The 24,723-nt window shown below is 66.0% G+C and carries 21 protein-coding genes; 14 read left to right on the forward strand and 7 right to left on the reverse strand.

Features of this window, described 5'->3' with window-relative positions:
- Window positions 1-7: 7 nt before the first annotated feature.
- The 5 genes from AB4879_RS02185 to AB4879_RS02205 are packed head-to-tail and all read left to right on the forward strand — an operon-like array spanning window position 8 to window position 5,153.
- Complete coding sequence (locus AB4879_RS02185) at window positions 8-826, forward strand: TauD/TfdA dioxygenase family protein (protein WP_370506235.1); 819 nt, start codon at window positions 8-10, stop codon at window positions 824-826.
- Window positions 826-1,953, forward strand: coding sequence for an LLM class flavin-dependent oxidoreductase (locus tag AB4879_RS02190; RefSeq protein ID WP_102808705.1), 1,128 nt, complete (start codon window positions 826-828; stop codon window positions 1,951-1,953). Before AB4879_RS02185 ends, AB4879_RS02190 begins: the two co-directional genes overlap by 1 nt.
- Entirely contained in the window at window positions 1,950-3,119 is a 1,170-nt protein-coding gene (locus AB4879_RS02195; protein ID WP_370506236.1) for a sulfotransferase, read from the forward strand. The genes AB4879_RS02190 and AB4879_RS02195 overlap by 4 nt, the downstream gene beginning before the upstream one ends.
- Window positions 3,120-3,125: 6 nt before the next feature.
- Window positions 3,126-3,929 carry a sugar phosphate isomerase/epimerase family protein gene (locus AB4879_RS02200; RefSeq protein WP_370506237.1) on the forward strand — a complete coding sequence of 268 codons (804 nt, stop codon included), beginning with the start codon at window positions 3,126-3,128 and terminating at the stop codon, window positions 3,927-3,929.
- A 15-nt stretch (window positions 3,930-3,944) separates the two neighbouring features.
- Entirely contained in the window at window positions 3,945-5,153 is a 1,209-nt protein-coding gene (locus AB4879_RS02205) for a hypothetical protein (protein WP_370506238.1), read from the forward strand.
- An 8-nt stretch (window positions 5,154-5,161) separates the two neighbouring features.
- Here the strand turns inward: AB4879_RS02205 and AB4879_RS02210 are convergent, their stop codons facing one another.
- Window positions 5,162-5,878, reverse strand: a complete 717-nt coding sequence (locus AB4879_RS02210) for an enoyl-CoA hydratase/isomerase family protein (protein WP_102808719.1) — start codon at window positions 5,876-5,878, stop codon at window positions 5,162-5,164.
- A gap of 73 nt (window positions 5,879-5,951) precedes the next feature.
- On the opposite strand from AB4879_RS02210, the gene AB4879_RS02215 reads away from it, so the two are divergent.
- Window positions 5,952-7,487 (forward strand): AMP-binding protein, encoded by a 1,536-nt coding sequence (locus AB4879_RS02215; protein WP_370506239.1) that lies wholly within the window; start codon window positions 5,952-5,954, stop codon window positions 7,485-7,487.
- 57 nt (window positions 7,488-7,544) lie between these two features.
- Here AB4879_RS02215 and AB4879_RS02220 read toward each other — a convergent pair whose 3' ends face one another.
- The 3 genes from AB4879_RS02220 to AB4879_RS02230 form a co-directional block, all read right to left on the reverse strand.
- Window positions 7,545-8,372, reverse strand: coding sequence for a hypothetical protein (locus AB4879_RS02220; protein WP_370506240.1), 828 nt, complete (start codon window positions 8,370-8,372; stop codon window positions 7,545-7,547).
- Window positions 8,373-8,480: 108 nt separating this feature from the next.
- Window positions 8,481-10,127, reverse strand: a complete 1,647-nt coding sequence (locus tag AB4879_RS02225) for an FAD-dependent oxidoreductase (protein ID WP_370506241.1) — start codon at window positions 10,125-10,127, stop codon at window positions 8,481-8,483.
- A 137-nt stretch (window positions 10,128-10,264) separates the two neighbouring features.
- Window positions 10,265-10,966, reverse strand: coding sequence for an IclR family transcriptional regulator (locus AB4879_RS02230; protein WP_051660174.1), 702 nt, complete (start codon window positions 10,964-10,966; stop codon window positions 10,265-10,267).
- 171 nt (window positions 10,967-11,137) lie between these two features.
- On the opposite strand from AB4879_RS02230, the gene AB4879_RS02235 reads away from it, so the two are divergent.
- Genes AB4879_RS02235 through AB4879_RS02270 form a run of 8 tightly spaced genes read left to right on the forward strand, consistent with a single transcriptional unit; the run spans window position 11,138 to window position 20,239 of the window.
- A complete protein-coding gene (locus AB4879_RS02235) occupies window positions 11,138-12,001 on the forward strand; it encodes an alpha/beta fold hydrolase (RefSeq protein ID WP_102808698.1) in 864 nt (287 codons plus the stop codon).
- Window positions 12,002-12,003: 2 nt separating this feature from the next.
- Window positions 12,004-13,683, forward strand: a complete 1,680-nt coding sequence (locus AB4879_RS02240; RefSeq protein ID WP_370506297.1) for a bifunctional 3-(3-hydroxy-phenyl)propionate/3-hydroxycinnamic acid hydroxylase — start codon at window positions 12,004-12,006, stop codon at window positions 13,681-13,683.
- Entirely contained in the window at window positions 13,631-14,548 is a 918-nt protein-coding gene (locus tag AB4879_RS02245; protein WP_370506298.1) for a 3-carboxyethylcatechol 2,3-dioxygenase, read from the forward strand. The genes AB4879_RS02240 and AB4879_RS02245 overlap by 53 nt, the downstream gene beginning before the upstream one ends.
- A gap of 29 nt (window positions 14,549-14,577) precedes the next feature.
- The gene (locus tag AB4879_RS02250) at window positions 14,578-16,308 is read left to right on the forward strand and encodes an FAD-binding protein (protein WP_370506299.1); all 1,731 of its coding nucleotides are present in this window, start codon (window positions 14,578-14,580) and stop codon (window positions 16,306-16,308) included.
- Window positions 16,305-17,609 carry an LLM class flavin-dependent oxidoreductase gene (locus tag AB4879_RS02255; protein ID WP_102808694.1) on the forward strand — a complete coding sequence of 435 codons (1,305 nt, stop codon included), beginning with the start codon at window positions 16,305-16,307 and terminating at the stop codon, window positions 17,607-17,609. Before AB4879_RS02250 ends, AB4879_RS02255 begins: the two co-directional genes overlap by 4 nt.
- A gap of 4 nt (window positions 17,610-17,613) precedes the next feature.
- Window positions 17,614-18,426: a coniferyl-alcohol dehydrogenase gene (locus tag AB4879_RS02260; protein WP_370506242.1), complete on the forward strand. Its 813-nt coding sequence runs from the start codon at window positions 17,614-17,616 to the stop codon at window positions 18,424-18,426.
- Between the two features lie 14 nt (window positions 18,427-18,440).
- Window positions 18,441-19,421, forward strand: coding sequence for a cyclase family protein (locus AB4879_RS02265; protein ID WP_370506243.1), 981 nt, complete (start codon window positions 18,441-18,443; stop codon window positions 19,419-19,421).
- Window positions 19,418-20,239, forward strand: a complete 822-nt coding sequence (locus AB4879_RS02270; RefSeq protein WP_370506244.1) for an alpha/beta fold hydrolase — start codon at window positions 19,418-19,420, stop codon at window positions 20,237-20,239. The genes AB4879_RS02265 and AB4879_RS02270 overlap by 4 nt, the downstream gene beginning before the upstream one ends.
- A 78-nt stretch (window positions 20,240-20,317) precedes the next feature.
- On the opposite strand, the gene AB4879_RS02275 is transcribed toward AB4879_RS02270, so the two are convergent.
- From AB4879_RS02275 to AB4879_RS02285, 3 genes are read right to left on the reverse strand one after another with little or no spacing between them, the layout of a single operon-like run.
- Complete coding sequence (locus AB4879_RS02275; RefSeq protein WP_370506245.1) at window positions 20,318-22,492, reverse strand: molybdopterin-dependent oxidoreductase; 2,175 nt, start codon at window positions 22,490-22,492, stop codon at window positions 20,318-20,320.
- Entirely contained in the window at window positions 22,480-23,319 is an 840-nt protein-coding gene (locus AB4879_RS02280) for a mycofactocin-coupled SDR family oxidoreductase (RefSeq protein ID WP_036344180.1), read from the reverse strand. Before AB4879_RS02280 ends, AB4879_RS02275 begins: the two co-directional genes overlap by 13 nt.
- A 34-nt stretch (window positions 23,320-23,353) precedes the next feature.
- Window positions 23,354-24,535: a cytochrome P450 gene (locus tag AB4879_RS02285; protein ID WP_192827532.1), complete on the reverse strand. Its 1,182-nt coding sequence runs from the start codon at window positions 24,533-24,535 to the stop codon at window positions 23,354-23,356.
- Between the last annotated feature and the right edge of the window lie 188 nt (window positions 24,536-24,723).

Below are 24,723 nucleotides of genomic sequence, written 5' to 3' on the forward strand. Positions count from 1 at the left end.
TTCGCCCATGGCATTGTCGGTCGTCGATATCGCACCGGCCATCGCGTCCGAAATCCGGGCGCCCAAGGCGGAGTTGCTCAACGGCGTGCATGCCGACACTATTCGCGACCTCCTCGAACGCCGTGGTGTGCTGGTGTTCCCGGGAATCGGATTCAGTGACTCCGAGCAGATCGAGTTCACGCAGACGCTGGGGACATTCGCACCCGAGCGCACGGGTGAACAGGTCTACTCCGTCACGCTGGACACCAGCATCAACGAGCTGGCCGACTATCTGAAGGGCTCGCTCTACTGGCACATCGACGGGACCATGAACGAGGTGCCGATCCGCGCCTCGTTGCTATCCAGCAAGGTTGTGTGCCCGGACGGTTCCGGTGATACCGAGTTCGCCAATACCTACGCGGCCTACGACGCGCTGGACGATGCTGACAAGGATGCGCTCGAATCGCTGCGGGTGATGCACTCGGCGTGGAACACGCTGTTCTACTACGACCCCGAACCCAGCTTCAAGACTCTGCGGACGATGATGGCTATCGGGGATCGCGAGCTGCCACTGGTGTGGACTCACCGCTCTGGGCGCAAGTCGCTGGTGCTGGGTTGCACGGCTCGCCATGTGGTTCACATGGATTTTCGCAAGAGCGTGGAACTGCTTGTCCGACTGCGTGAATGGGCCACACGGCCCGAATTCGTCTACCGTCACCGATGGTCGGTCGGTGATCTCGTCATTTGGGACAACACCGGCACCATGCACCGGGCAACACCGTACGACCCGCAGTCGGGCCGGTTGCTGCACCGCACCAAGTTGGAGGGCGAGGAGCCGTTCGCCTGATGGACGTCAAGCCCGCCGCGTTCTTGCGCACGACTCTTCCCCTGGACTTGTCGGGTCTCGACGACCTCGACGACGGTCGGTACCACTCGGTCTGGCTGCCCGACCACATGGTGAGCTTCTGGCCGGATTCGCTGTGGACACCGGAATTCACCGACCTGGCCACCGTGTCACCGTCACCCCACCGTCACCTCGACGGCATCGCGGTCGCCGCGGCCGCCGCCGTGCTCACCACCACCGTCCCGCTGGCCACCAGTGTGGTCGACACGGTGCGCCGCCATCCCGCCTCGCTCGCCCAAAGCGCTCTGACCGTCGACCACCTGTCCGGCGGGCGGTTCATTCTGGGTCTCGGCAGCGGTGAGGCGGAGAACATCGTTCCGTACGGTTTTGATTTCGCGAAGCCGGTCAGCCGATTCGAGGAAGCGCTGGAAGTGATTCGGCTGCTGTGGGATAGCCCGGGTCCGGTCGATTTCGAGGGTCGGTTCTACCGGCTCGAACACGCCCGCCTGGACGCCGAACCCTACGAGGGGCGGTTCCCGCCGATCTGGATCGGTGCCAGCGGCCCGCGCATGCTCGAGATCGTCGGGCGCTACGCGGACGGCTGGTGGCCGGCCGGCGCCTGGACACCCGAGCACTACGCGGACATGCTCGCCACGGTGCGCCAGTCGGCCGAACGGGCCGGACGTGATCCACTGGCGATCACCCCGTGCTTCGTGCAGGTCTGCCTGATCGCTGACGACGACGCCGCTCTCGAGCGCATCGTCCGCGCGCCGTTGGTGGCGAGCTTTCTGCTACAGGTATCGGCGCCGGTGTTGCGGCGCTTCGGATTCGACCATCCGATGGGGGAGAACTGGGGCGGATTCCACGACATCACCCCCGCGACGCTCACCCGGGAACGTCTGGTCGAGTTCCTGGCGAAGGTCGAGCCCGAGGCGATCCTCGCGGTCGTACCGCACGGCACACCCAAGCACGTCGCGCGGACCATCAAGTCGTATGTGGATGCAGGCTTGAGGGTTCCGAAGATCTTGGATTACAGCGCGATGGCCGGTCTGGAATTCAGCGCCGTGTCGGCAGCCAATGTGCGCCGAACCGAGGATGAGCTGTTGACGTTATGCGGGGTCCGGTCATGAGTGTCCGACTGAATGCCGAAGCCCTACTCGCGCGAGCCCGATCCGAGACGGGTTGCGTTGATTTCGGTGACCCGAGCCTACCGGAGCGGTTCACCCTGGCTGTCAACCACCTCAACGATATCGGCATGGGGGCCAGGGGAATTGCCGAAGCCGAGCGCGTCTGCCACTGGCTGCTGACGTCGCGACTAGAACTGATCGCCGACCGGAGCCGGTTTCCGATCGGCGAGGAGATGATCGACCAGCCGATGTTCGTCACGGGGGAACCGCGCTCGGGTACCACACTGATGCACGCGCTGATGTCGGTCGATCCGCACGGCCGCGCGCTGCGCTTCTGGGAGGTGATGTATCCATCGCCGCCGCCAGGTCTCACCGGCGCCGATGACCCGCGCCGGGCCACAGCAGACGCCGACTGGCGGGAGATCAATACCAAGATGCCCAAATGGCTGCACAGCCATCCGTACAACGACATGCTCGGTGACGGTCTCCCGGAAGACGAACGCACCTGGGCGTTCGATTTCCGGGTGATGACCCCGACCGCGTGGTGGCGAGTGCCGATGCAGACGCTGGTCGGCGGGCTGCCGACCGATCCAGCCGCGCAGTACCGGCTGCATAAGGCGATGCTGCAACAGTGCCAGTACCACCGGCCACGCAAGTACTGGGTGTTGAAGGGATTCCACGGGTTCCGTCTTGAAGCACTCTTCGACACCTATCCTGACGCGAATCTGCTCTGGCTACACCGTGATCCGGTTCAGGTCGCCGCATCGCGCACCATGATGATGGCCGACATTCTCGAGGGCATCGTCGGGCCCGTCGATCTGCAGGCTGCCGCAAAAATGCACCTTGAACTGACCCGGGACAGCATCGCCAACACGATGAACGCCCCGCTGGTGGACGACCCGCGGATCATGCACGTTCCATACCTCGATTTCATCGCGGATCCCGTCGCGACCGCACGGAACTACTACGCCTTCTGCGGACGGGATCTCACCGGTGAGGCCGAGGTTGCTATGCGCACCTACCTGGCCCAGAATCGCGGCGACCGATACGGCAAGTTCCGCTACTCCACCTCGCTGCTGACCGACATCGGCGAGGACCTCGACGATCTGCACGCCGAGTTCGCACCGTTTCGGCAACGGTTCAACGTTGCCATCGAGAAGCGGGACTGACCGGTCATGTGCGAACAGCTGTCCGTTCACGACGTCACCTTCCTCGGATCGAGTCCGGCTGAACTGCAGCGCAATTGGGCCGAGCTCGGGGTGCGGTGCCTCAGTGTGATCGACACAGAGTTGGTCGATCCTGAATTCCGGCGGATTGTCGCATCAGGTGACTATCTGGTGCAGGCCGTCTGTCACCTCTTCGGTGCCGGCCTAGTGCCTGCCGATGCGAGATCGGTCGACGCCGCCCGCGGCGCACTGTCGCAGCTGATACAGGTTGCCGCGTCCGTTGATGCCCGCTGCATCTACCTGCTCACCGGTGGTCGCGGCGCGCTCGGCTGGGAGCAGGCCGCCGACGCATTCAGTTCGGCGATCGAGCCGTGCGCGCGCGAGGCCGAGCAGGCCGGCATCAGCCTCGCGATCGAAAATGCTTCGGCCCTGTACGCCGACATCCACATGGCGCACAGCCTTCGCGACTGCATCACGCTCGCGGAGTTGGCCGGTCTCGACATCTGCATCGACCTGTTCCACTGCTGGGCCGAGGCCGACCTCGCGCGCCTGCTGCGCGCAGCGCTTCCGCGGACGCGGCTGATCCAGCTGAGCGACTACGTGCTCGGCGACCGTGGGCTTCCTGCCCGTGCGGTGCCCGGGGACGGTGTGATCCCGATTGAAACCGTTGTTGCGCAGGCATTGGCCGACGGTTACTCGTTGGGGTTCGACCTGGAACTGCTGGGCCCGCGGATCGACGCGGAGGGCAGACTGGCGGCCGCCCGGCGGGCGTGCGATGTGGTCCGCCGGATGTTCCACCGGCTCGGCGACTGAGGAGAGGGGAGTCCGGTGGCGTTTGGCGACGGCCCGGAGGACGAGGCGCTGGATGATGCGTGGAGCGAGTTCTGCGACCGATTGAAGGCCGCAGGCCGACAGTCGTTCAAAGACTTCAACGCCACCTCAGGGATTCAGCGGGCCGATGCGTTCCGCTTCCTCACCCAGAACCTGGGGCAGGCCTTCGACCTTGCGCTGGAAACCCGGGATCCGCGGTACCCGAGCATCCACGCCTTCTGCAGTCCGACACGCAAACTCGGCGGCGATAGTGCGGATTTCACCTATCAGCAGGCCTGGATTGACGGGGAATCGGTTTATCGGCTCGCTGGGACACGAGGTACCGCGAAATTTTTCAACGTCACCGTACAGGGTGCGCGGCCGGTCGGCCCACACGTCCTGCACGAGCCGTTCGGTGATGTGCCGGAAGCGAATCTGTTCGGCCACCAACTGCATGTCGAACCCGACGGTACTTTCGAGCTGTACGTCGGTGGGCCCGAGCGTGAACCGAACTGGCTGCCGACCACTTCCGCATCGCGAAAGTTGTTCATTCGCCAGGGCTTCGACGGATGGGATGAGCGGCCCGGGCAACTGCGCATCGAGCGCATCGACATGGCCGCACCCAAGCCGGTGCCGACGGCGGGCGCCATGGTCGAAGCGATGGGATGGGCGGGTGACTTCGTCACCGGCCTGATGACCAGCTGGCCGGAATTCCCGTACACCTACGGTGGTGTCGACAGCGAGCACCCGAATCGGTTTCCGGTTGTTGAAGCCACCGAGGCCGATACCAAGCGGGGCCGCGTAGCGACGAACATGTTCTGGGAGTTGAGCCCTGAGGACGCACTGATCGTCGAGTTCGACGCGCACGAGGGGCTCTGGATGATCACCAATATGGGCGCGTTCTTCACCAGCATGGACTTTCTGTACCGTCCGGTCAGCTACACCCCGAGCCGGGCGTCGGTGGACGGTGACGGCAAGGTCCGCCTCGTCCTCGCCCACGACGATCCGGGCGTGCACAACTGGGTCGACACCCAGGGCTTCGAGCGGGGCAACCTCACCTACCGTCACATGCTCGGGGGAGAGCCCGCCGTCCTGTCCACCCACCTGGTCGCTCGTGCCGAACTGGACGACGCGCTACCTCCGGATACCAATCGCATCACCGCATCCGAGCGCACCGCGCAGATGTGGGAACGATTCACCGCGGTGCGCGCCAGGTTCCCGCTGTGATGCCGTCGCTACTTCCCGCGGTTCATCACGCGGTCGGCGGCGGCCCAGTGCTCGTCGGACACCCACAGTTCGGCGAAGGCGTCGATGGCTTCGGCCGGTGTCACCCCGCCGATCACCTTCTTGATGCGGCCGGCCGGCCGGTTTGCCAACGACGTTGCCAGCGTGCGCCATTCGTCGTCGAACGAGTCTCGCGCCACGACGCGATCGATCAGCCCCCACCGTTCGGCCTCGCCGGCGGTGAGGACCGTGCCGGAGCCGGCGAGCAGCAGGGCTTTGCTTTTGCCGACGAGTGCCGCCAACCGTTCGGCGCCGCCCCAGGCCGGCATGATTGCCAACGTCACCTGGTTGAAGCCGATCTTGATGTCGTCCGCGGCGATCCGGATGTCTGCGGCGACGGCGACTTCGGCCCCGCCGCCGAGGGCATGCCCGTTGAGGGCGGCGATGACAGGGGCGGGGAAACCGGCGATGCGGTCGCAGATCGCGCGCATGCGGGCAGCCATCGCGGCGGCCTCCTCGGTGGTGCGCAGCGCGCTCAGTTCCTTGAGGTCGCCGCCGGACACGAATGCCCGGTCGCCGCCGCCGCGGATGACCAAGGCCTGCGCCCCGGCCGCCGCGTCGAGCGCCTCTTCGAGTTCACCCATGGTCGACAGGGCGATCGCGTTACGGGCATGCGGACGGTCGATGGTGAGGACCGCAAGGCCGTCGCTCGTCTCCAGATCGACCATGTTCGCGTTCTCCAATTTCGGTATTGGCATTCTCAGTGACGGAGAATAGCATCGCCAAGCGGAGGTGCTGTAGTTGAGGAATATCCCGGTTGAGCTGAGCAAACGCTACATCGACGAGGGCTGGTGGACCCCGGATACTCTCGGTGAGCTGCTGGCCAGGGGGCTGGCGGCCAACCCTGACACCGGGTTCTGGGTGCACTCCGCGGTGCGACCGTTCAGCGGGACCTTCCACGACGTGGAGGTCCTGGCACGCCGGCTGGCGGCGGGGTTGCGGGCCCGCGGGGTGGGCCCGGGCGACGTGATCGCGTTCCAGCTGCCCAACTGGGTCGAGGCCGCGGTGACGTATTGGGCGAGCTCGTTCCTCGGTGCTGTCGTCGTGCCGATCGTGCACTTCTACGGTCGCAAGGAATTGACCCACATCATCGGTACGGCACGGCCCAAGGTCTTCATCACCACCGAGCACTTCGGACACATGACGTTCCAGCCGGACCTGTGCGCCGACGTGCCCATCGTTGGGCTGGTGGGGGACAACTTCGAAGACCTGCTGGCCGACGAGCCGATGGACGGCGAGCTGCACACCGATCCAGCCGGCCCGGCGCTGATCGCGTTCACCTCCGGAACCACCCGAGACCCGAAGGGCGTGATCCACAGCCACCAAACGCTGGGGTTCGAGACCCGCCAGCTGCTGGAGAACTACGCGCCCGACCGCGGCAGGCAGATCACCGCGACGCCCGTCGGTCACTTCATCGGCATGGTCGGGGCTTTCCTGATCCCGGTGCTCGAAGGCGCTCCTATCGACCTGACCGACGTCTGGGATCCCCGCCGGGTGCTGGAACTGATGGAGTCCGAAGGCATGTCGATCGGCGGTGGCCCACCGTACTTCGTCACCAGCCTGCTCGATCACCCCGAGTTCACCGACGCACACATGAGCCGGATCAAGCATGTCGGCCTCGGCGGCTCGACGGTGCCGATCGCGGTGACCCGTCGGCTCGCCGATCTGGGTGTGCACGTCTTCCGCTCGTACGGCAGCACCGAGCATCCGTCGATCACCGGGTCACGGCCGAGCGCGCCGGAGGACAAGCGGCTGTTCACCGATGGCGACGCGCGTCCCGGGGTGGAGGTTCGTCTGACCGACGAGGGCGAGATTCTCTCCCGAGGGCCGGATCTGTGCCTGGGCTACACCGATGACACGCTGACCGCCAAGGCTTTTGACGCTGACGGTTGGTACCACACCGGAGACATCGGCGTGCTTGACGAGGACGGCTACCTGACGATCACCGACCGCAAGGCCGACGTGATCATCCGCGGTGGCGAGAACATCAGCGCCCTCGAAGTCGAGGAGCTGCTGCTGAGTATGCCCGCCGTCGCCGAGGCGGTGGTGGTCTCCGCGCCGGATGCCCGTCTCGGTGAGCACACCGCCGCCGTGCTGCGCGTCAGGGAAGGCCACCAGATGCCGACGATGCAGGAGGTTCGCGCACACTTCGAGAGCTGCGGAGCCGCACGACAGAAGTGGCCCGAGGAATTGCACGAGGTGGCCGACTACCCCCGTACCGCCAGCGGCAAGGTGCAGAAGTATCTGGTGCGCAAGCACATTGCCGAAGTCCAGTAAGCGTTGACATCGCACTGGGAGCGAACTTTTCGCCGAAGGCTCGCTCTCAGTGCGCTTTCAACGCCACGCCTCGTGGACTCGGCGCAGGATGTCGTACTTTCGGTGACCTGCCAGCACTCTGACGCGCCGCCAGCCGACCTGTGCGATGTACTCCGATCGGATCACGTCGCCGCCGTAGATCTCGCGATCGAGGCGGTGTTGCTCGCCGTCGTATTCGACCGCGACCATGACATCGGGCCAGCCCATGTCGATAAAGTAGTGCGAATACCCGTCGGCTCGCAGCACTGGAATCTGAGTCTTTGGGCGCGGAAATCCCGCGTCCATCAGCAACAGTCGCAGCCAGGTTTCACGCGGCGACTGCGCGCCGGCGTCGACAAGGTCCAGCAGCTCAGGCACGCGACGCAGACCTTTGACGTGGGGATGACTCTCGGCCACCGCGAGAACATCACCGACTCGGAAGTCGGTGGCCGCGGCCAGCGCGTCGAGCCGCTGGACAGCCTTGGCCGTGGGCCCGTGTCGCGCGAGGTCGAACGCGGTCCGCTCGATGCTGGTGACGGCCACACCGTGCCGCGACGTGATTTCCGCGTCGAACAACGTGTCTCGGCTGATCTGAACGCCCGCCGGAGACTTGCGACCAGGCCAATTCACTTCGATGACGGCGTTGTGGTCCACCCACTTTGCGCCATGCAGTGCTGACGCGGCCGCACCCGAGATGACACCTTGGCGTCCGGACCACAACCACGTGGCCATGGTCCTGTCGCGGAGCGACGGCGCACGCTTCGCGGTGTAGACGTCAGGCAGCACGCGTTGGTAGTGCGCCCGCAGGTCGTACTTCGTAACCCTGCCCGCCGCCAATGCCTCGCTGCCGATGAACACCTGCGCCATGGGTTGCAGGGTGTCAAAGAGCGCACATGGACGTGTTCACCCATCCACAGGGCGTTGAGAGTGCACTCAGAGCGAAGATTTCGCGAAATCTTCGTCCTCGATGCGCTGTCAACGCGTAGGCGCGCCCGCTGCCGCCAGGCCCGCGCGGTAGCCGAACACCATTGCCGGCCCCAGGGTTCCGCCGGCCCCACCGTAGGCGCGGCCCGTCACTCCTGCCATCGCGTTGCCCGCGGCGAACAGCCCGGGGATCGGCATGCCGTTGACGTGCAGCACTCGGCCGTCGCGGTCGGTGCGCGGGCCGCCCTTGGTGCCCATGGCGCCGATGCCCACCGGCACGGCGTAGTACGGCGGGGTGTCCAGCGGGCCGAGAGTCTGCAGAGCCGGGGTGGACGCCGAGTTGTCACCCCAGTACCCGTCGTATGCACTTGCGCCACGGCCGAATTCGGGGTCCACCTCGTCAGCGACGGCGGCGTTCCACGCGGCCAGGGTGGCGCCCAGCCCGTCGGCGTCGATGCCGGTCTTCTCCTCCAGTTCGGCCAGCGTCGCGGCCTTGTTGAACCAGTCGGGCGCCTCACCTCCGGGCTCGACACCCAGGAAGCCGTAGCGCTTCAGGTGCTGATCATCGAAAACGATCCACGCCGGATCGTTGACGTACCCCAGGCGCGGGTCGAGCTGATGGAACGGTCCGGACATCGAGTTGTATTCGCCGGCCTCGTTGAGGAAACGCTTCCCGAACCGGTTGACGATGATGCTGCGCGGCCGGGTGCGCTCCAGGCGCACACTGCGACTGCGCGGCCTGCCGCCGAGCGTGTCGCCGGGGATCTGAATGACCGGCACCCACCAGGCCTCGCCCATGTTCGCCAGATCGGCGCCGTGCGCCATGGCCATCCGCAATCCGTCGCCGGTGTTGTTCGGCGGTGACACCGGTCCGCGCAACGGCCCGCGCAGATAGGCCTCGACCAGCCTCTGATCCCATTCGAATCCACCGGTGCCGAGGATTACCGCTTTGTCGGCACGTACTCGAATCTCACGATCACCCAGGGCGATCCGTACTCCGGTGATCGCCGACGCTGAGCCGATCAGCTCGAGCGCGCGGGCCTCGGTGACCGGGGTGACGCCGAGATCCAGCAGGCCCTTGAGAAGGCCCGCGATCAACGCGGTACCGGCGACGCAGTAGTCGCCGTCCATATCGTCGACGGCGGCGTGGATGCGTGCCCGGGTCTCGGCGTCGATGCCGACGTTGCTGAAGTCGATCGGGAACGACGTGATGCGCGACGCCCAATCGTCTAGGGCGGCAAGGTCAAATGGCTTGGCGTTCAACGATCGTCCGCCACCTGGCTGACCACCCGGCAGTTCGGGCTTGTAGTCGGGGAAGCCCTCGGCGACCTCGAACTGCAGCGCGCTGTTGCCTTCGACAAAGTCCAGCATCGCCGGGCCGGTGCGCACAAAGGTCTCGACCAGTTCACGATCCATGACGCCCAGTGATTGGGCCTCAAGGTATTTCAGCGCATCGTCGACGGTCAGCTCACCACCGGCCGCCCGGTCATGCGCGGGAATCCAGACGATTCCGCCGGACACCGCGGTCGTGCCCCCGACGCTGGGCGCCTTCTCGAACACCGCGACCGATGCGCCACTTGCCGCTGCGGTCAGTGCGGCGGTCAGGCCGGCCGCGCCGGTACCGAGCACCACGACGTCGACTTCACGGTCCCACGTTGGTGGGCCAGACTGGCCGGAGTCCCAGGTGGTGTCCGCCATCGCTTCACTCCTCTTGCCGCACACTGGTATTGGCGTGTGCATCTACCGAACGTGGGTGTTCGTTGTTGTCACGCTAATGACGGCGATCGCACAGTGTCAAGCGCTCCATCCGGCAAAACCCCAGTTCAGCGGGGTGCTTAACTCAGAACGACCGAAAGGCGCTGCGCCGCTGCGATCGCCGACTCCCGCCCGCGCAGCACCACGTCTTCGCGGTGTGAGATCAGGTTGATGCACGTGTGCGGCGAGCCGGCCGGCCGGTGCACCGGCACCGCGAGACCGTAGGTGTTGGGCTCGACCTCCCCGTAGGTGATGATCCAGCCCTGCTCGCGCGCGCGGGTGACCAGCGGGCGTTCGCCGGGCCGCGCCGGCATGCTGGCCAGCAGTGCGATACCGGCCGCGCCGCGGTCGAGGGGATAGCGGCTGCCTTCGTGGAAGGACAGCTGGTAGGACACCCGGGTCGGCACGATCACGGCGATCGCGACCTGCTGATCACCCTCGGCCACCAGTAACGACACCGTGGTGTCGAGCTCGTCGGCGAGGTCGCGCAGCGTCGGCATCGACAGCTCGCGGATGTTGTTGTCGAACGACGCGCCCAGGGCGGCGAGCCCGGCCGCGGCGCGGAATCGCCCGTCCTCGGCTTTGGCCACCATCCGGTACGACGCCAACGTGCTCAGCAGCCGGTAGGCGATGGTCCGGTGCACCCCGATGTGGTCGGCGACCTGCTGAATGGTCAGCCCGCCCTTGGCGGCCGCGACCAGCTGCAACGCGTGCAGTCCGCGGGCCAGGGTTTGCGACCCGGGCGCAGCGCTGATCGGGCTCTCGGTGGGTGTCTGCGTCATGTCGTCCCCGTGCGTGAGGTGCGAAAGCGGGCTCGAGTCACCCCGAAGTGCCTTGACAGACCGCACTCCGAGAGTGATGCTCTTAAACTATCGCACACCGTAGTTCAATAATTACACATACCGCTTACAAAAAGCGAGAATCCCATTATCACCGAGGATAGGGGCAGCTGGGTGCCGGAGTTCGAGAGCGTCTGGAGTGATCTGCAGGGCGTTGCGTTCTCGCAGGGTTATCTGGATGCAGGCGGAGTGCGCACCCGCTATCTGCATGCCGGCGATCCGGGTAAGCCGACCCTGGTGTTGCTCCATGGCTCGGGCGGCCACGCCGAGGCGTACGTCCGTAACATCGAGGCGCACGCCGAGCACTTCTCGACCTGGTCGATCGACATGCTCGGGCACGGCTACACCGACAAGCCGGGGCATCTGTTGGAGATCCCGCACTACGTCGATCACCTTGCCGCCGTCCTCGACACCATCGGCGCGCAGCGGGCGCACATCTCCGGTGAATCGCTGGGCGGCTGGGTTGCGTCGCGCTTCGCCGTCGACCATCCCGACCGGCTCGAGCGGCTGGTGCTCAACACCGCGGGCGGTTCGCAAGCCGACCCCGAGGTGATGAAGCGGATCATCACGCTGTCGATGGCCGCCGCGGAGAACCCGAGCTGGGAGACTGTGCAGGCCAGGATCAAGTGGCTGATGGCGGACAAGTCCAAGGACTACGACGACATCGTCGCCAGCCGCCAGCGGGTGTACCGGCAGCCCGGGTTTGTCAACGCGATGCGCGACATCATGGCGTTGCAGGATCCGGATATCCGGCAGCGAAACCTGATGAGCCCCAGCGACTACGGCGCGATCACCGCGCCGACGCTGGTGCTGTGGACCAGTGACGACCCGACCGCCGACACGACGGAGGGCCGCCGGATCTCGGAGATGATCCCAGGTGCGCGCTTCGAGGTCATGCAAGGCTGCGGGCACTGGCCGCAATACGAGGACCCCAAGACGTTCAACCGCCTGCACATCGACTTCCTGATGGGGCGGTGAGTATGGAGTTCGACGTCGTCGTGGTGGGAGCCGGGCCAGTTGGACTGACGCTGGCCAATATCCTTGGCCTGCAGGGGGTCCGGACACTGGTCGTCGACGAGCGGGACGCGCTCATCGACTATCCGCGCGGAGTGGGCCTCGACGATGAAGCCCTGCGCACCTTTCAGGCGATCGGCCTGGTGGACGCGGTCCTGCCGCACACCGTGCCCAACCAGATCTTGCGGTTTTACGACGGCAAGCGGAGATTGCTCGCCGAGATGGCACCGCCCGACGCGCGGTTCGGCTGGCCCAAGCGCAACGGCTTCGTGCAGCCGCTGGTCGATGCCGAGTTGTACAAGGGGCTCAGCCGGTTCGACAATGTGGAGGTGGCGTGGGGTCATCCCATGACCTCGATCACCGAGACCGCCGATGGAGTCGTCGTCGAGTTGTCTCCGGCCGATTCCGAGCCCCGAAAGGTCAGCGCCCGCTACGTCGTCGGCTGCGACGGCGGCCGTAGCGCCACCCGTCGCCTGATGGGGGTGTCCTTCGACGGCACGACGTCGTCGACCCGCTGGCTGGTGGTCGACATCGCCAACGACCCACTCGGACATCCCAACAGCGAGGTCGGCGCCGACCCGGTTCGGCCCTACGTCTCGATCGCCATCGCCCACGGCATCCGGCGCTTCGAGTTCCTGATCCACAGCCACGAGACCGACGAACAGGCCGAGGATCCCGCGTTCGTCGCGCAGATGCTGTCCCGGCTGGTGCCGTACCCGGACAGGTGCGACATCATCCGCCGCCGCCTGTACACCCACCATTCGCGAATCGCGAGCTCATTCCGCAAGGGCCGCATTCTGATCGCCGGGGATGCCGCCCACCTCATGCCGGTGTGGCAGGGGCAGGGCTACAACAGTGGCATCCGTGATGCCGCCAACCTCGGCTGGAAGCTGGCTGCTGTGGTCAAGGGACGGGCCCGCGATGCGCTGCTGGACAGCTACGACGTCGAGCGCCGCAAGCACGCCCGCGCGATGATCGACCTTTCGACCACAGTCGGAAAGGTCATCTCACCGACCAACTCGCGTGTCGCCGCCGCCCGGGATGTGGTCGTTCGGGCCGCATCCCTGGTCCCGACGTTGAAGCGCTATGTACTGGAGATGCGGTTCAAGCCGATGCCGCGCTACGACCACGGTGCGGTGGTGCACAGCGAGCCACGGTCACCGTCGTCCGCGGTGGGCACCCTGTTCATCCAGCCGCGGGTAGACACCCGGGACAGCCAGAACGTCCTGCTCGACGACGTCATAGGCCCGTGGTTCGCGTTCGTGTGCTGGAGTAACAATCCCCGACAACTGTTGGGGGAGAAAGACTTCGCCGCGTGGAAATCGCTCGGTGCGGTCTTCGTTGCGCTGCGCCCGATCACCCAGTTGCACTGGACCGGACACGACGACCCCGACGTCATCGTCGTCGGGGACCGCACCGGCGCGCTCAAGGCGTGGTTCGACACGCACGAAGAGTCGGTGATGTTCCTGCGGCCGGACCGCTGCATCGCCGGCGCCTGCATCGCCCAACGCACACCGGAACTGAGCACGGCCCTGCTCGACACACTCACCTTGACCCCGGGAGGAGGCACCGATGCCACTGGCGCTCTGCTGTATGTCACACAGCCCGCTGCTGAACCTTCCCGGCCCGTCGGCGGAACTGCTTGACGACATCACCGCCCGGCTGGCCGAAACCCGGCAATTCGTCGCGGAATTCGACCCCGAGCTCGTGGTGATCTTCTCGCCGGACCACTACAACGGTTTCTTCTACCGGCTGATGCCGCCGTTCTGCATCGGCACCGCGGCCGCCGGCGTCGGCGACTACGGCACATACGCCGGACCGCTGAACGTGCCGGCCGCGCTCGCCAATGAGATGGCGGCCGCGGCGTGGGACGCCGGCGTCGACGTATCCCTGTCGTCGGCGATGGACGTCGATCACGGGACGGTGCAGCCGCTCGAGGTGCTGTTCGGGGATGCCGCAACGAGGCCGGTGATTCCGGTGTTCATCAACTCGGTCGCCACCCCGTTGGGCCCGCTCAAACGCACCCGCGCGCTGGGTGCCGCCATCGGTGACTACCTGGGCTCCCTGGATAAACGGGTACTGGTCGTCGGATCCGGTGGGCTGTCGCATGATCCGCCGGTGCCGACCCTGGCGACCGCGCCACCGGCCGCCCTGGAGCGCATCGTCGGTGGGGCGCCGATGTCACCGGAGGGTCGAGCTGCACGGCAGGACGCCGTGATCGCCGCGGCACACGAATTCGCCCATGGGGACAGCCCACTGCAGCCATTGAACCCGGACTGGGACCGTGCCCTGCTCGATCTCATCGACACCAACCGGCTGGCCGAGGTCGACGGTTGGACCAACGACTGGATCGCCCGTGAAGCCGGCAACTCCGCACACGAGATCCGAACCTGGGTGGCCGCATTCGCCGCGCTGGCATCCCAGGGTGATTATCAGACGCAGCAGCGCTACTATCGCGCTGCTCCAGAGTTGATCGCGGGATTCGCGATCCGGACGGCGGTACCCGAATGAGCGACGCTCGCGGAGCGAATCAACAGCAGATGAGCGACAACCACTTCGATCATTCCGTCGACGTCCTCGTCATCGGCTCCGGCGCCGGCGGGATGACCGCGGCGCTGCGCGCTGACGCGTTGGGGCTCGACACCCTGATCGTGGAGAAGTCGCCCAGATTCGGCGGATCCTCGGCACTGTCCGGCGGCGGCATCTGGGTACCCGGAGCGCCGTCGCAGCGCAAAGCCGGCTACTCCCCGGATCCTGACGGAGTGTTCACCTACCTCAAGACCATCACCGGCGGTCTGGTCAGCGACGAACGGCTGCGCGCCTACGTGGAGAACGCCCCGGCGATGATGGAGTTCCTCGAAAACGCGAGCAGCTGGTTCGAGTTCGTCTGGAAGCCGGGATACGCCGACTACTACCCCGAGCTGCCCGGCGGCTCCGAGCGGGGCAGCACCATTAATGTGCCCGAAATCGACCTGCGCAAACTCGGCAACGAGGAGTCGAATCTTCTCGCGCCACTGGCGTTGGCGCCGAAGGGAATCTGGTTCGCTCCCAAGGATCTTCGGCTGTTCTATCAGGTTCGGCAGAACTGGCGCGGCAAGGCCGTGCTGCTCAAGCTGATCTGGCGGATGTTCCGGGCCCGGGTGTTCGGCGATCGGATGGCGGCCATCGGGCAATCCCTGATGGCGAGGATGCGCCTTGCACTCAAAGAGAAGGACATCCCCCTGTGGCTGTCGGCGCCGATGACCGAGCTGATAGTTGATGCCGACGGCGTAGAAGGGCGAGTGGTCGGCGCGGTGGTGGAACGCAACGGCAAGCCCCTGCGGATCTCGGCGCGGTGCGGCGTGGTGGTGGCTTCCGGCGGATTCGACCACGATATGGCCTGGCGCCGTGAGCATCTACCGGTGCTGGAAAAGGACTGGAGCTTCGGCAATCCCGCGGCCACCGGCGACGGTATCCGGGCGGGGGAGAAGGTCGGCGCCGCAACCGACCTGCTCGACGAGGCGTGGTGGTTCCCGGCCATGTGCTGGCCGGACGGCCGCCTGCAGTTCATGCTGAACGAGCGGATGATGCCCGCGCAGTTCGTGGTCAACGGCGCCGGTAAGCGGTTCATCAACGAGGCCGCACCGTATATGGATTTCGCGCACGCGATGATCGACGGCCAGCGCTCTGGTGTGGAGCACATCCCGTGCTGGCTGGTCACCGACATCGCGTCGTTCCACCGCTACGTGGTCGGCGGGCACCTGCCCATCCCGAAGGTGCCGTTCGCTCCGGTACCCACCGGTCGCAAGATCCCGCAGGCCTGGCTGGACTCCGGAATCGTCAAGACCGCAGACACCTTCGGCGAGTTGGCCACCAAGATCGGTGTGCCGGCAGACGAATTGCAGCGCACCGCAGCCCGATTCAACGAACTCGCTCGCAAGGGCCACGACGATGATTTCAACCGGGGCGACAGCGCATACGACAACTACTACGGTGATCCGACGCTGCCCAACCCCAACCTGGCTCCGTTGGGCAAGGCACCGTATCTGGCGTTCCAGATCATCCTCGGCGACCTGGGCACCTCCGGCGGATTGCTCACCGACGAGCACGCCCGGGTGCTGCGCGAGGACGGCAGCGTCATCGGTGGTCTCTACGCCACCGGGAACGCCTCGGCCGCCGTCATGGGTCGCAGCTACGCCGGCGCCGGAGCCACCATCGGACCCGCTATGACGTTCGGATACGTCGCAGCAGAACACATCTCCCACAATTCCAATCGAGAGGTAACCGCATGAAGATCTCGCTGTTCTACGAGTTTCCGCTACCGCGGCCGTGGTCGGAGGACGACGAGCACCAGCTGTTCCAGCATGGCCTCGACGAGGTGGAGCTCGCAGACAAGGCCGGCTTCTCCACCGTGTGGCTCACCGAGCACCACTTCCTGGAGGAGTACTGCCACTCCACCGCACCCGAGATGTTCCTGGCCGCAGCCAGCCAGCGCACCAAGGACATCCGGCTCGGCTTCGGCGTGATGCACCTACTGCCGAACATCAACCCGCCGGCCCGCATCGCCGAACGCGTTGCCACCCTCGACCACCTGTCCAACGGACGGGTCGAATTCGGCACCGGTGAGGGTTCGTCGGTGGCCGAGCTCGGCGGCTTCGACGTCGACCCCGCCGACAAGCGCGCCCAGTGGGAAGAGGCGCTCGAGGTGTCGATCCGGTGCATGACCGAAGAGCCGTTCAGCGGGTTCAAGGGCGAGCATGTCGAGATGCCCGCCCGCAATGTGGTTCCCAAGCCGCTGCAGAAGCCGCACCCGCCGGTCTGGGTGGCCTGCACGCGCCCGTCGTCGGTCGAGATGGCCGCGCAGAAGGCCATCGGCGCACTGAGCTTCGCCTACACCGGCCCGGAGGCGCTCAAGGAGCGGGTCGACGGCTACTACCGCGACTTCGCGGAGCAGGGCGCGCCGATCACCCCGGCGATCAACCCCAACATCCTGGCCATCGGCGGCGACCTGTCGATGATGGTGGCCCGCTCCGACGAGGAGGCGCTCAAGCGGATCGGCATCGGTGGCGGCTTCTTCTCGTTCGGCATCATGCACTACTACCTGACCGGTATGCACACCCCCGGCCGGACGAAGGTCTGGGAGCGCTACGAGGAGGCAGTCAAGGAGGATCCGACGCTGGCGTACGGCCCGGGCCGCGGCGCCATCGGTTCGCCCGAAACCGTGCGGGAGTTCCTGCGGGGATACGAGGCCAGTGGCGTCGACGAGATCATCCTGCTGCTCAACCCGCGTAGCCACGAAGGCACGATGGAGTCCATCGAGATCATGGGCAAGGAGATCCTGCCCGAGTTCATCGAGCGGGATGCCAAGGCCGTCGCCGAGAAGGCCAAGCGCCTGGAGCCGGTGATCGAGAAGGTCGAGGCGCGCCGGCGGCCCTCGGAGGCACCGCTGTTCGACGAGACCTACGCCTTCGGCGGATTGCCGACCGGCCGCAACAAGTTCACCGCCGGAGAGATTCCGGAGGCGATGGCCGAGATCAACGAAGGCCGCGTGAAGGCCGCGCAATTGGAGAAGGAGAAGCGAGAGGCCAAGTAAGGCTGTGGTTCACATCGATGATCTGCTGCGGTATGACGGGCGCCGCGTGGTGGTCACCGGCTGCGCGTCGGGTATCGGCGCGCAGCTGTGCGATCAGCTGATCGCTCTGGATGCCGAGGTGGTCGGTCTCGATGTGCGCCGTCCGGCGAGCGGGGTCACCGAGTTCGTCGAGATCGATCTGGCTGACCCCGGCTCGATCGACCGGGCGGTGGACGCGGTCGGCGGCCCCGTCGACGCGCTGTTCAACGTGGCCGGGGTGTCGTCGGGAATCGGCAACCCCCTGCTGGTCGTGACGATCAACTTCCTGGGGACCCGTCGCCTCACCGAGGCGATGCTGCCGCAGCTGACGCCCGGCTCGTCGATCGTTTGCGTGTCCTCGCTGGCCGCCGCGAACTACCGTGAGAACCTGCCGCAGGCGGCCGGCCTGCTGGCGACGCGATCGATGGCCGAGGGTATCGGGTGGTGCCACGACCATCCCGACGCGCTGGCTGACGGCGGTTACCGGCTGTCCAAGGAGGCGATCATCGGTTACGCGGTCACCAATGCCGTGCCGCTGGGCGCGAAGGGCATCCGGATCAATTGCAGCGGACCGGGTGTCACCGACACCCCGATCCTCGACCAGCTGCGGTCGGCGTACGGGCAAGGACGACTCGACGACATCCCCAAGCCCCTGGGCCGGGTGTCGAACCCGGCGGAGCAGGCGGCGGTGCTGGCGTTCCTGGGCAGCAGGGCCGCCGGCTACATCACCGGTCAGGTCATCTGGGCCGACGGCGGCACCATCGCGGCGCGCCAAGCCGCCGACTACGAGAAGGGATGACCAGGGTGGCCACTATGAGCGATTTCCGTCGGGTCGCCGACGACGTCCGCAACTGGGGCCGGTGGGGCGACGACGACGAACTCGGCACGCTGAACCTCATCACTGCCGACAAAGTCGCGCAGGCAGCGGCAACGGTCAAGCATGGCAGGGTGTTTCCGCTCGGCGTCGACTTCGGTTCGTCAGGTCCGCAGGGGGCGTTCCAGTATCGGCAGAACCCCACTCATGTGATGACGATCGACGGCGGCGACGCGAACACGTTGCTGGAGTACGGGCCCTCGTGGCTGAGAAACCCGGCGGCCGTGCAGTTGAGCGGGTATTCCACGGCTGGGCCGATGCGGTTCAACGACGACATGATCATCATGCCGCTGCAGGCTGCCACGCAGTGGGATGCGCTGTCGCACGTGTACTACGAGGACAAGCTGTACAACGGCTTTCCCGCCGACTCGGTGACCAGTCTCGGCGCGTACTACCTGGGCATCGACAAGGTCGACGAAAAGGGCATCACATCCCGCGGCGTGTTGCTCGACATCGTGAAACTGCGCGGGGTGCCCACGTTCTGTGAACTCGGTGCGCCGATCACACCGGCCGAACTCGACGAGGCGGCCCGCAGGCAGGGCGTCACCATCGAACCGGGCGATATCGTGCTGATCCGAACGGGTTGGTGGGCACGGTTTTTGGAGACGCGTGACGGCCAGGAGCCCGGCGCAGGATTGGACTGGACGTGCGCATCGTGGCTGCACGATCATCAGGTCGCGGCGGTGGCGGCCGACAACCTGATGGTCGAGAACCCGGCGTCCGGGGTCGACGGCACCATCCTGCCGATGCACATGTTGTGCCTGCGGGATATGGGGTTGATGCTGGGCGAGTACTGGAACCTCACCGAACTGGCCGCCGACTGCGCGGCCGACGGCCGCTACGAGTTCCAGCTCGTCGCCCCGCCGCTGTCGGTTACCGGTGCGGTCGGCTCGCCGGTCAACCCGATCGCGATCAAGTGAGCATTCAGCATCGGACCCTCGTCGTCGACGGGCTGGTCACCCACTTCCTCGAGGCGGGGGAGGGCGAGCCGGTCATACTCCTGCACGGCGGCGAGTTCGGGGTGAGCGCCGAAATCGCCTGGGAAAGACTGATTCCCGAGCTCTCCCGGCACTACCGGGTGTTGGCCCCGGACATGCTGGGTTTCGGCGAGTCGGCGAAGGTCGTCGACTTCACCGATGGCCGGGGTATGCGAATCCGGCACATCGCCCGGTTCTGCGCTCTGCTGGGCATCGACTCGGCGCACTTCGTCGGCAACTCGATGGGTGCCATCAACCTGTTGGTGGACATGACCTCGGCGTCGCCGGTGCTGCCGGTGCGCACCGCGGTCACGATCTGCGGCGGCGGTGAGATCCAGAAGAACCGGCACACCACGGCGTTGTATGAGTACGACGCGACATTCGAGGCCATGCGGGCGATCGTGGAGGCGTTGTTCTTCGACGCGTCGTACCCCGTCGACGAGGATTATGTGCGACGACGCTACGAGTCGAGCGTGGCCCCCGGAGCCTGGGAGTCGCTGGCGGCAGCCAGATTTCGGCGACCAGGAGTGGACGCGCCGGCCACGCCGTCCAGTAAACGCGCCTACGAGCGCATCGCGGTGCCGGTACTGGTCGTGGAAGGGGCCGGCGACAAGCTGTTGCCCTCAGGGTGGGCCGCCGAGATCGCCGGGCAGATCACTGCGGGCCGTTCGGCGGTGATCGATGATGCCGGGCACTGCCCGCAGATCGAGCAGCCCGAGGCACTCGCCGAATTGCTGCTCGGGTTCTTCGCCGAGGTCTAGTCGCCGAAATCGACGTTGCGCAGCGTTCTACTCGCACCTCCCCGGCGAAACGTCGGTTTGGGCGAGGAAGAGAAAGGGTTAGGGCCGGACTCGCTCGATCCCCACCCACGCCGAACTCAATGCCGGCGTCTGCGACAACGGATCGACGGGGGAGCCGCCGACCAACAGATTCCGGTTGACGCCGAACGAGATCGGCTCCGCGCCACCGCGTGGGTCGAACACCCGCGACCCCCAACCATGGTCGACGATCACGACGCCGGGCCGGGGCTTATCGCTGACCACTGCGGTGAGCTCGACCGCGCCGATATCCGAGAACACCCTGACCCGATCGCCGTCCGCGACGCCCAGCGCGGCCGCATCGTCCGGGTTGATCACCGCGTGGTTGTCCTTCCCCGCCGGGTGCAGGCCGTCAATGTCGTTGAGCCACGAGTTCATCGAGTGCCGGCGCCGGCTGTTCGCCAGCTGGAACGGACGCCCGGCCGGTGCCACCGGATGTGGTTCGGCGAGCAGTTCGTGGGTGCGTGCCACGAACTCTGCGGGCGCAACGTGAATCTTCTTGTCCTCGGTGCGCAACGCCTTTCGCAGGTGGCCGAATTCGCGATTGCCGAAGACCCAGCCGTGCGGATGCGCCATCACGGCGCGCCAGCTGATCCCGCGACTCGATGCGATGATCATCCGGTCGATCCAGTGCGGCCCGAATGCCAGTGACGGCCTGCGGGTCACCCTCGCCAGCGCCCGCGTCGCTTTCACGAACCCGTTCACACCCCGGATCCCGAGAAAGGGCCGTTTCATCGCCAGCGTGAGATCGAGGAAGAACCGCCACTCCTCGCGAGCGTCATCTGGTGGGTCGACGGCCCGCCGCCCGTAGTGGACGTAGGGCTCGTCGTGCAGGCCGCTGGTGAGGGCCAGCAGATCGTCCCGCTCCAGCCAGTGCGCCGCCGGCAGCAGCCAGTGCGCATGCCGGTGGCTTTCGCGCTGCAGGAAGTCGATCACGACCAACAGATCGAGCTGGCCCAGCGCGGCATCCAGGCGCGCGCCGTCCGGTCCGGAGATGACGGGGTTGCCCGCATTGATCACCATCGCGCGGATCTGCCCCGCCCCGGAAGTGGTGATTTCGCCGGGCAATTCGTCGAGTCCGTGATGGCCGGCCACCATGGGCCGGCCTTGAACCCGGCTGAGGTGGTCCACCGGCTTGGCGAACGCCGCCAACTTCAGTGCGTCGACGTAGCCGCGCTCGAAGCGCCGTCCACCCGGCCGGTCCATCCGCCCGGTGATGACGTTGAGGACATGCCCCAGCCACTCGCCGATGGTCCCGGACACATGGAGTGACACCCCGGTGCGGGTGATCGCCATGGCGCCCGACGCGGTGGCGAAATCTCGTGCCAGCGTTTCGATCTCGGCGCGGGGGATACCGCAGCGCGTAGCCAGGTCGTCGAGGTCGGCGTCGGCGGCCAGTGCGCGCAGTGCGGCCATCCCCATGGCGAGGTCGCGGCAGTCGTCACGGTGCTCGAGGCCATCGTCGAGGATCACCTTCATCATGGCGAGTAGCAGCGCCCAGTCCTGGCCGGGGCGGACAGCCAGATGAGTGTCAGCTTTGTCAGCGCTCTCGGTGCGGACCGGGTCCACCACCACGATCCTGGCGCCCTGCCGCTGCCGCGCCAGCGCCCGTTTCCAGCCGCCCGGCACCGTCTCCACCCAATTCCAGGCGCTCACAGCGGGATTGGCGCCCACCAGTAGGAAGAAGTCGCAGTTGTCGATATCGGAGACGGGAACGAACAGTTGCGACCCATACATGGCCTGCGCTACGACGTGCAACGCGTTCTGATCGACCGAGCCGACGTAGTAGCGGTTCTGGCTGCCGATGGCGTCCAGCCAGCCGGTCATGAACAACAGGTTCGACGACGAGAAGCCGGACGGGTTGCCGGTGTAGGTGGCGACGGCATCCGGTCCGCCTGCGGAGATGATCGCCGACATCCGCGCGGAGATGTCGGCGACGGCATCCTCCCACGTCGCCTCGACGTAACCGTCGCCCACCCGCCGCATCGGACGGGTGATGCGGCGCGGATGTTCGACCAACTGGGCGGCGGTGCGGCCCTTGGCGCAGAAGTCGGCCCAACTGTGCGGATTCTGTTTGTCCGCAGAGATTTTCACCACCCGACCCGCCTCGACGGTGACCTCGACACCGCACGAGGCAAGGCAGTACCGGCAGAACGTGTGGACGGTCTGCGGCGGTGTGGGGGTTACTTCAAACAACTGCCGCCGTCGACGGGCAGTGTGACGCCGGTGATGTAGCGGGCTTCGTCGGAGGCCAGGAACAGCACCGCGTTGGCGATGTCTTCGGGTTCGACCCAGCCGATCGGTAGGGTGTGCATGAGCTGTCCGACCACCTTCATGTCCTCCGGGCCCGGGTTCTCCAGGTCGGGACGGAACAACTTCATCGTGCCCTCGTTCATGAACAGCGGGGTGTTGACGTTCGTCGGGTGTACCGAGTTGACCCGGATGTTCTGCGCTCCCAGCTCGACGGCGAACGTGCGCATCAGGCCGACCACGCCATGCTTGGCGGCGACATAGTGCCCGGTGTGCGGGTAGGCCTTGAGTCCGCCGACGGAGCTGGTCAGGATGATCGATCCACCGCGACCGCCTTCGAGGATGTGCGGCACACCGGCTTTCACCGTCTTCCACACGCCGCCGAGGTTGATGTCGATCATCGCGGTCCAGTCGGTCTCGCTGGTCTTGTCCAGCGTCTGGCCGCCGTTGCCGATGCCGGCGTTCGCCACGATGATGTCGAGGCGGCCGAGAGCGTCGACCCCCGCGTCGACTGCGTTCTTGAGCGCGTCGTAGTCGCGGACGTCGACTTCGGCGGTGTAGATCTGCCGGTTGTGGCCCTTGACCAGATCAGCGGTCTCGGCCAGGTCCTCCGGCGTCGACGCGGCGATCAGGTCGACGGTGTCGATCTTCTTGCAGATGTCGACCGCGATGATGTCGGCGCCTTCCGATGCCAGCCGCACGGCGTGCGCGCGGCCTTGCCCGCGGGCCGCGCCGGTGACGAACGCGACTTTGCCTTCTACCCGTCCTGCCATGGTTGTTCAGTCCTCTGTGTCGTAGTGATGGATCTCAGGAGACGATCGTGGGCATGGCGGCCCAACCGCGGACCGCGGCCGTCTCTGACTTGATTGCGTTCGGCCAGTCGACGTCCCACTCGGGAAAGCGCTTGAGAATCTCCTCGAGCGCGATGCGGCCCTCCATCCGGGCCAGCGCATTGCCCATGCAGAAGTGGGTTCCTCCACCGAACGTCATGTGGGACTTCAGTTCCCGGTGGATGTCGAAGACCTCGCCGTCCGGTGCGAAGCGACGGTGGTCACGGTTGGCCGCACCGAGCAGCAACAGCATTGCCGAACCTTCCGGGACGGTCTGCCCGTAGTACTCGACGTCACGGGTGACGTAACGGGCCAGCTGCAGTGCCGGGGGCTCCCAGCGCAGGATCTCCTCGATCGCCTGCGGGATCAGCGCCGGATTCTCGGCCAGCTCGCGGCGCTGATCGGGGTATTCAGCCAGGGTTTTCCCGGCCCAGCCGATCAGCCGGGTGGTGGTCTCGGACCCGGCGGTCGCGATGACCGTCAAGTACAGCAGCAGTTCCTCGCGATGCAACCGCCGAACAGTGCCGGTCTCGTCGGTGAACTCGGCATTGAGCAGATCGGTCATGATGTCATCGGACGGATGATCGCGCCGGTAGTCGATGAACTCGGCGAACACCTCGCCGGTGGCCAGGAGATCGACTTCCTTCTTCTGCAGGGTCGCCTCCCCGTGATCGGTGATCGCGCGCTGCCGATCCTCCGGAATGCCGAGGAGCATGCCGATCACCCGCATCGGCATCTGCTCGCCGAGGTCGTTGACGAAGTCGAACCGGCCCGTACCGACCAGCGGATCCAGGCAGCGGGTGGTAAATTCGCGGATCTGCGGTTCCAGCGCGGCAACTTTGCGCGGCGTGAACACCCGCGACAGCAGATTGCGGTGGATGTTGTGGATCGGCGGATCCTCGAAAATCAAAGTCCCTGGCGGAATTTCCATGCCGGACTTGATGATTTCCAGCAAGGCGCCGCGCCCGGAGATGAAGGTCTCGTGGTCGATGACGGCCTTGTTGACGTCGTCGTAGCGGCTCAGCGCATAGAAGTCGAGATCCGGGTTGTAGTACAACGGCGCCTCTTCGCGTATCCGCGCAAAGACCGGAAACGGGTCGATGTTGAGGTCGACGTCATAGGGGTCGTAATGAAGATCTCTGTCGGCACTGACTGTCACCGGAATGTCCTCCCATGGGCCTCGGTGAGAGCAACTGTTGCAGTTGCGTTGAAAAAGTGTCAATCCCATGTGCGGTTTGCGTCAGCTTTGCTGGCCAAGTGAGAGAACATCGTTCTCATCCCGCTCGCTTAGCGGGGCTGAGCGTTTGATCGGCCGGGGTGGCGACGGGTTGAATGGGGGAGTGACGC

The organism is Mycobacterium sp. SA01, from assembly GCF_041287105.1.
GTDB lineage: Bacteria > Actinomycetota > Actinomycetes > Mycobacteriales > Mycobacteriaceae > Mycobacterium.

Coding starts and splice junctions, on each gene's coding strand:
- AB4879_RS02280 (WP_036344180.1), bottom strand. CDS start 23,319: ATGGCAGGACGGGTAGAAGGCAAAGTCGCGTTCGTCACCGGCGCGGCC.
- AB4879_RS02240 (WP_370506297.1), top strand. CDS start 12,004: ATGGAGTTCGACGTCGTCGTGGTGGGAGCCGGGCCAGTTGGACTGACG.
- AB4879_RS02190 (WP_102808705.1), top strand. CDS start 826: ATGGACGTCAAGCCCGCCGCGTTCTTGCGCACGACTCTTCCCCTGGAC.
- AB4879_RS02210 (WP_102808719.1), bottom strand. CDS start 5,878: ATGGTCGATCTGGAGACGAGCGACGGCCTTGCGGTCCTCACCATCGAC.
- AB4879_RS02200 (WP_370506237.1), top strand. CDS start 3,126: ATGTGCGAACAGCTGTCCGTTCACGACGTCACCTTCCTCGGATCGAGT.
- AB4879_RS02255 (WP_102808694.1), top strand. CDS start 16,305: ATGAAGATCTCGCTGTTCTACGAGTTTCCGCTACCGCGGCCGTGGTCG.
- AB4879_RS02220 (WP_370506240.1), bottom strand. CDS start 8,372: ATGGCGCAGGTGTTCATCGGCAGCGAGGCATTGGCGGCGGGCAGGGTT.
- AB4879_RS02250 (WP_370506299.1), top strand. CDS start 14,578: ATGAGCGACAACCACTTCGATCATTCCGTCGACGTCCTCGTCATCGGC.
- AB4879_RS02225 (WP_370506241.1), bottom strand. CDS start 10,127: ATGGCGGACACCACCTGGGACTCCGGCCAGTCTGGCCCACCAACGTGG.
- AB4879_RS02195 (WP_370506236.1), top strand. CDS start 1,950: ATGAGTGTCCGACTGAATGCCGAAGCCCTACTCGCGCGAGCCCGATCC.
- AB4879_RS02230 (WP_051660174.1), bottom strand. CDS start 10,966: ATGACGCAGACACCCACCGAGAGCCCGATCAGCGCTGCGCCCGGGTCG.
- AB4879_RS02245 (WP_370506298.1), top strand. CDS start 13,631: ATGTCACACAGCCCGCTGCTGAACCTTCCCGGCCCGTCGGCGGAACTG.
- AB4879_RS02265 (WP_370506243.1), top strand. CDS start 18,441: ATGAGCGATTTCCGTCGGGTCGCCGACGACGTCCGCAACTGGGGCCGG.
- AB4879_RS02185 (WP_370506235.1), top strand. CDS start 8: ATGGCATTGTCGGTCGTCGATATCGCACCGGCCATCGCGTCCGAAATC.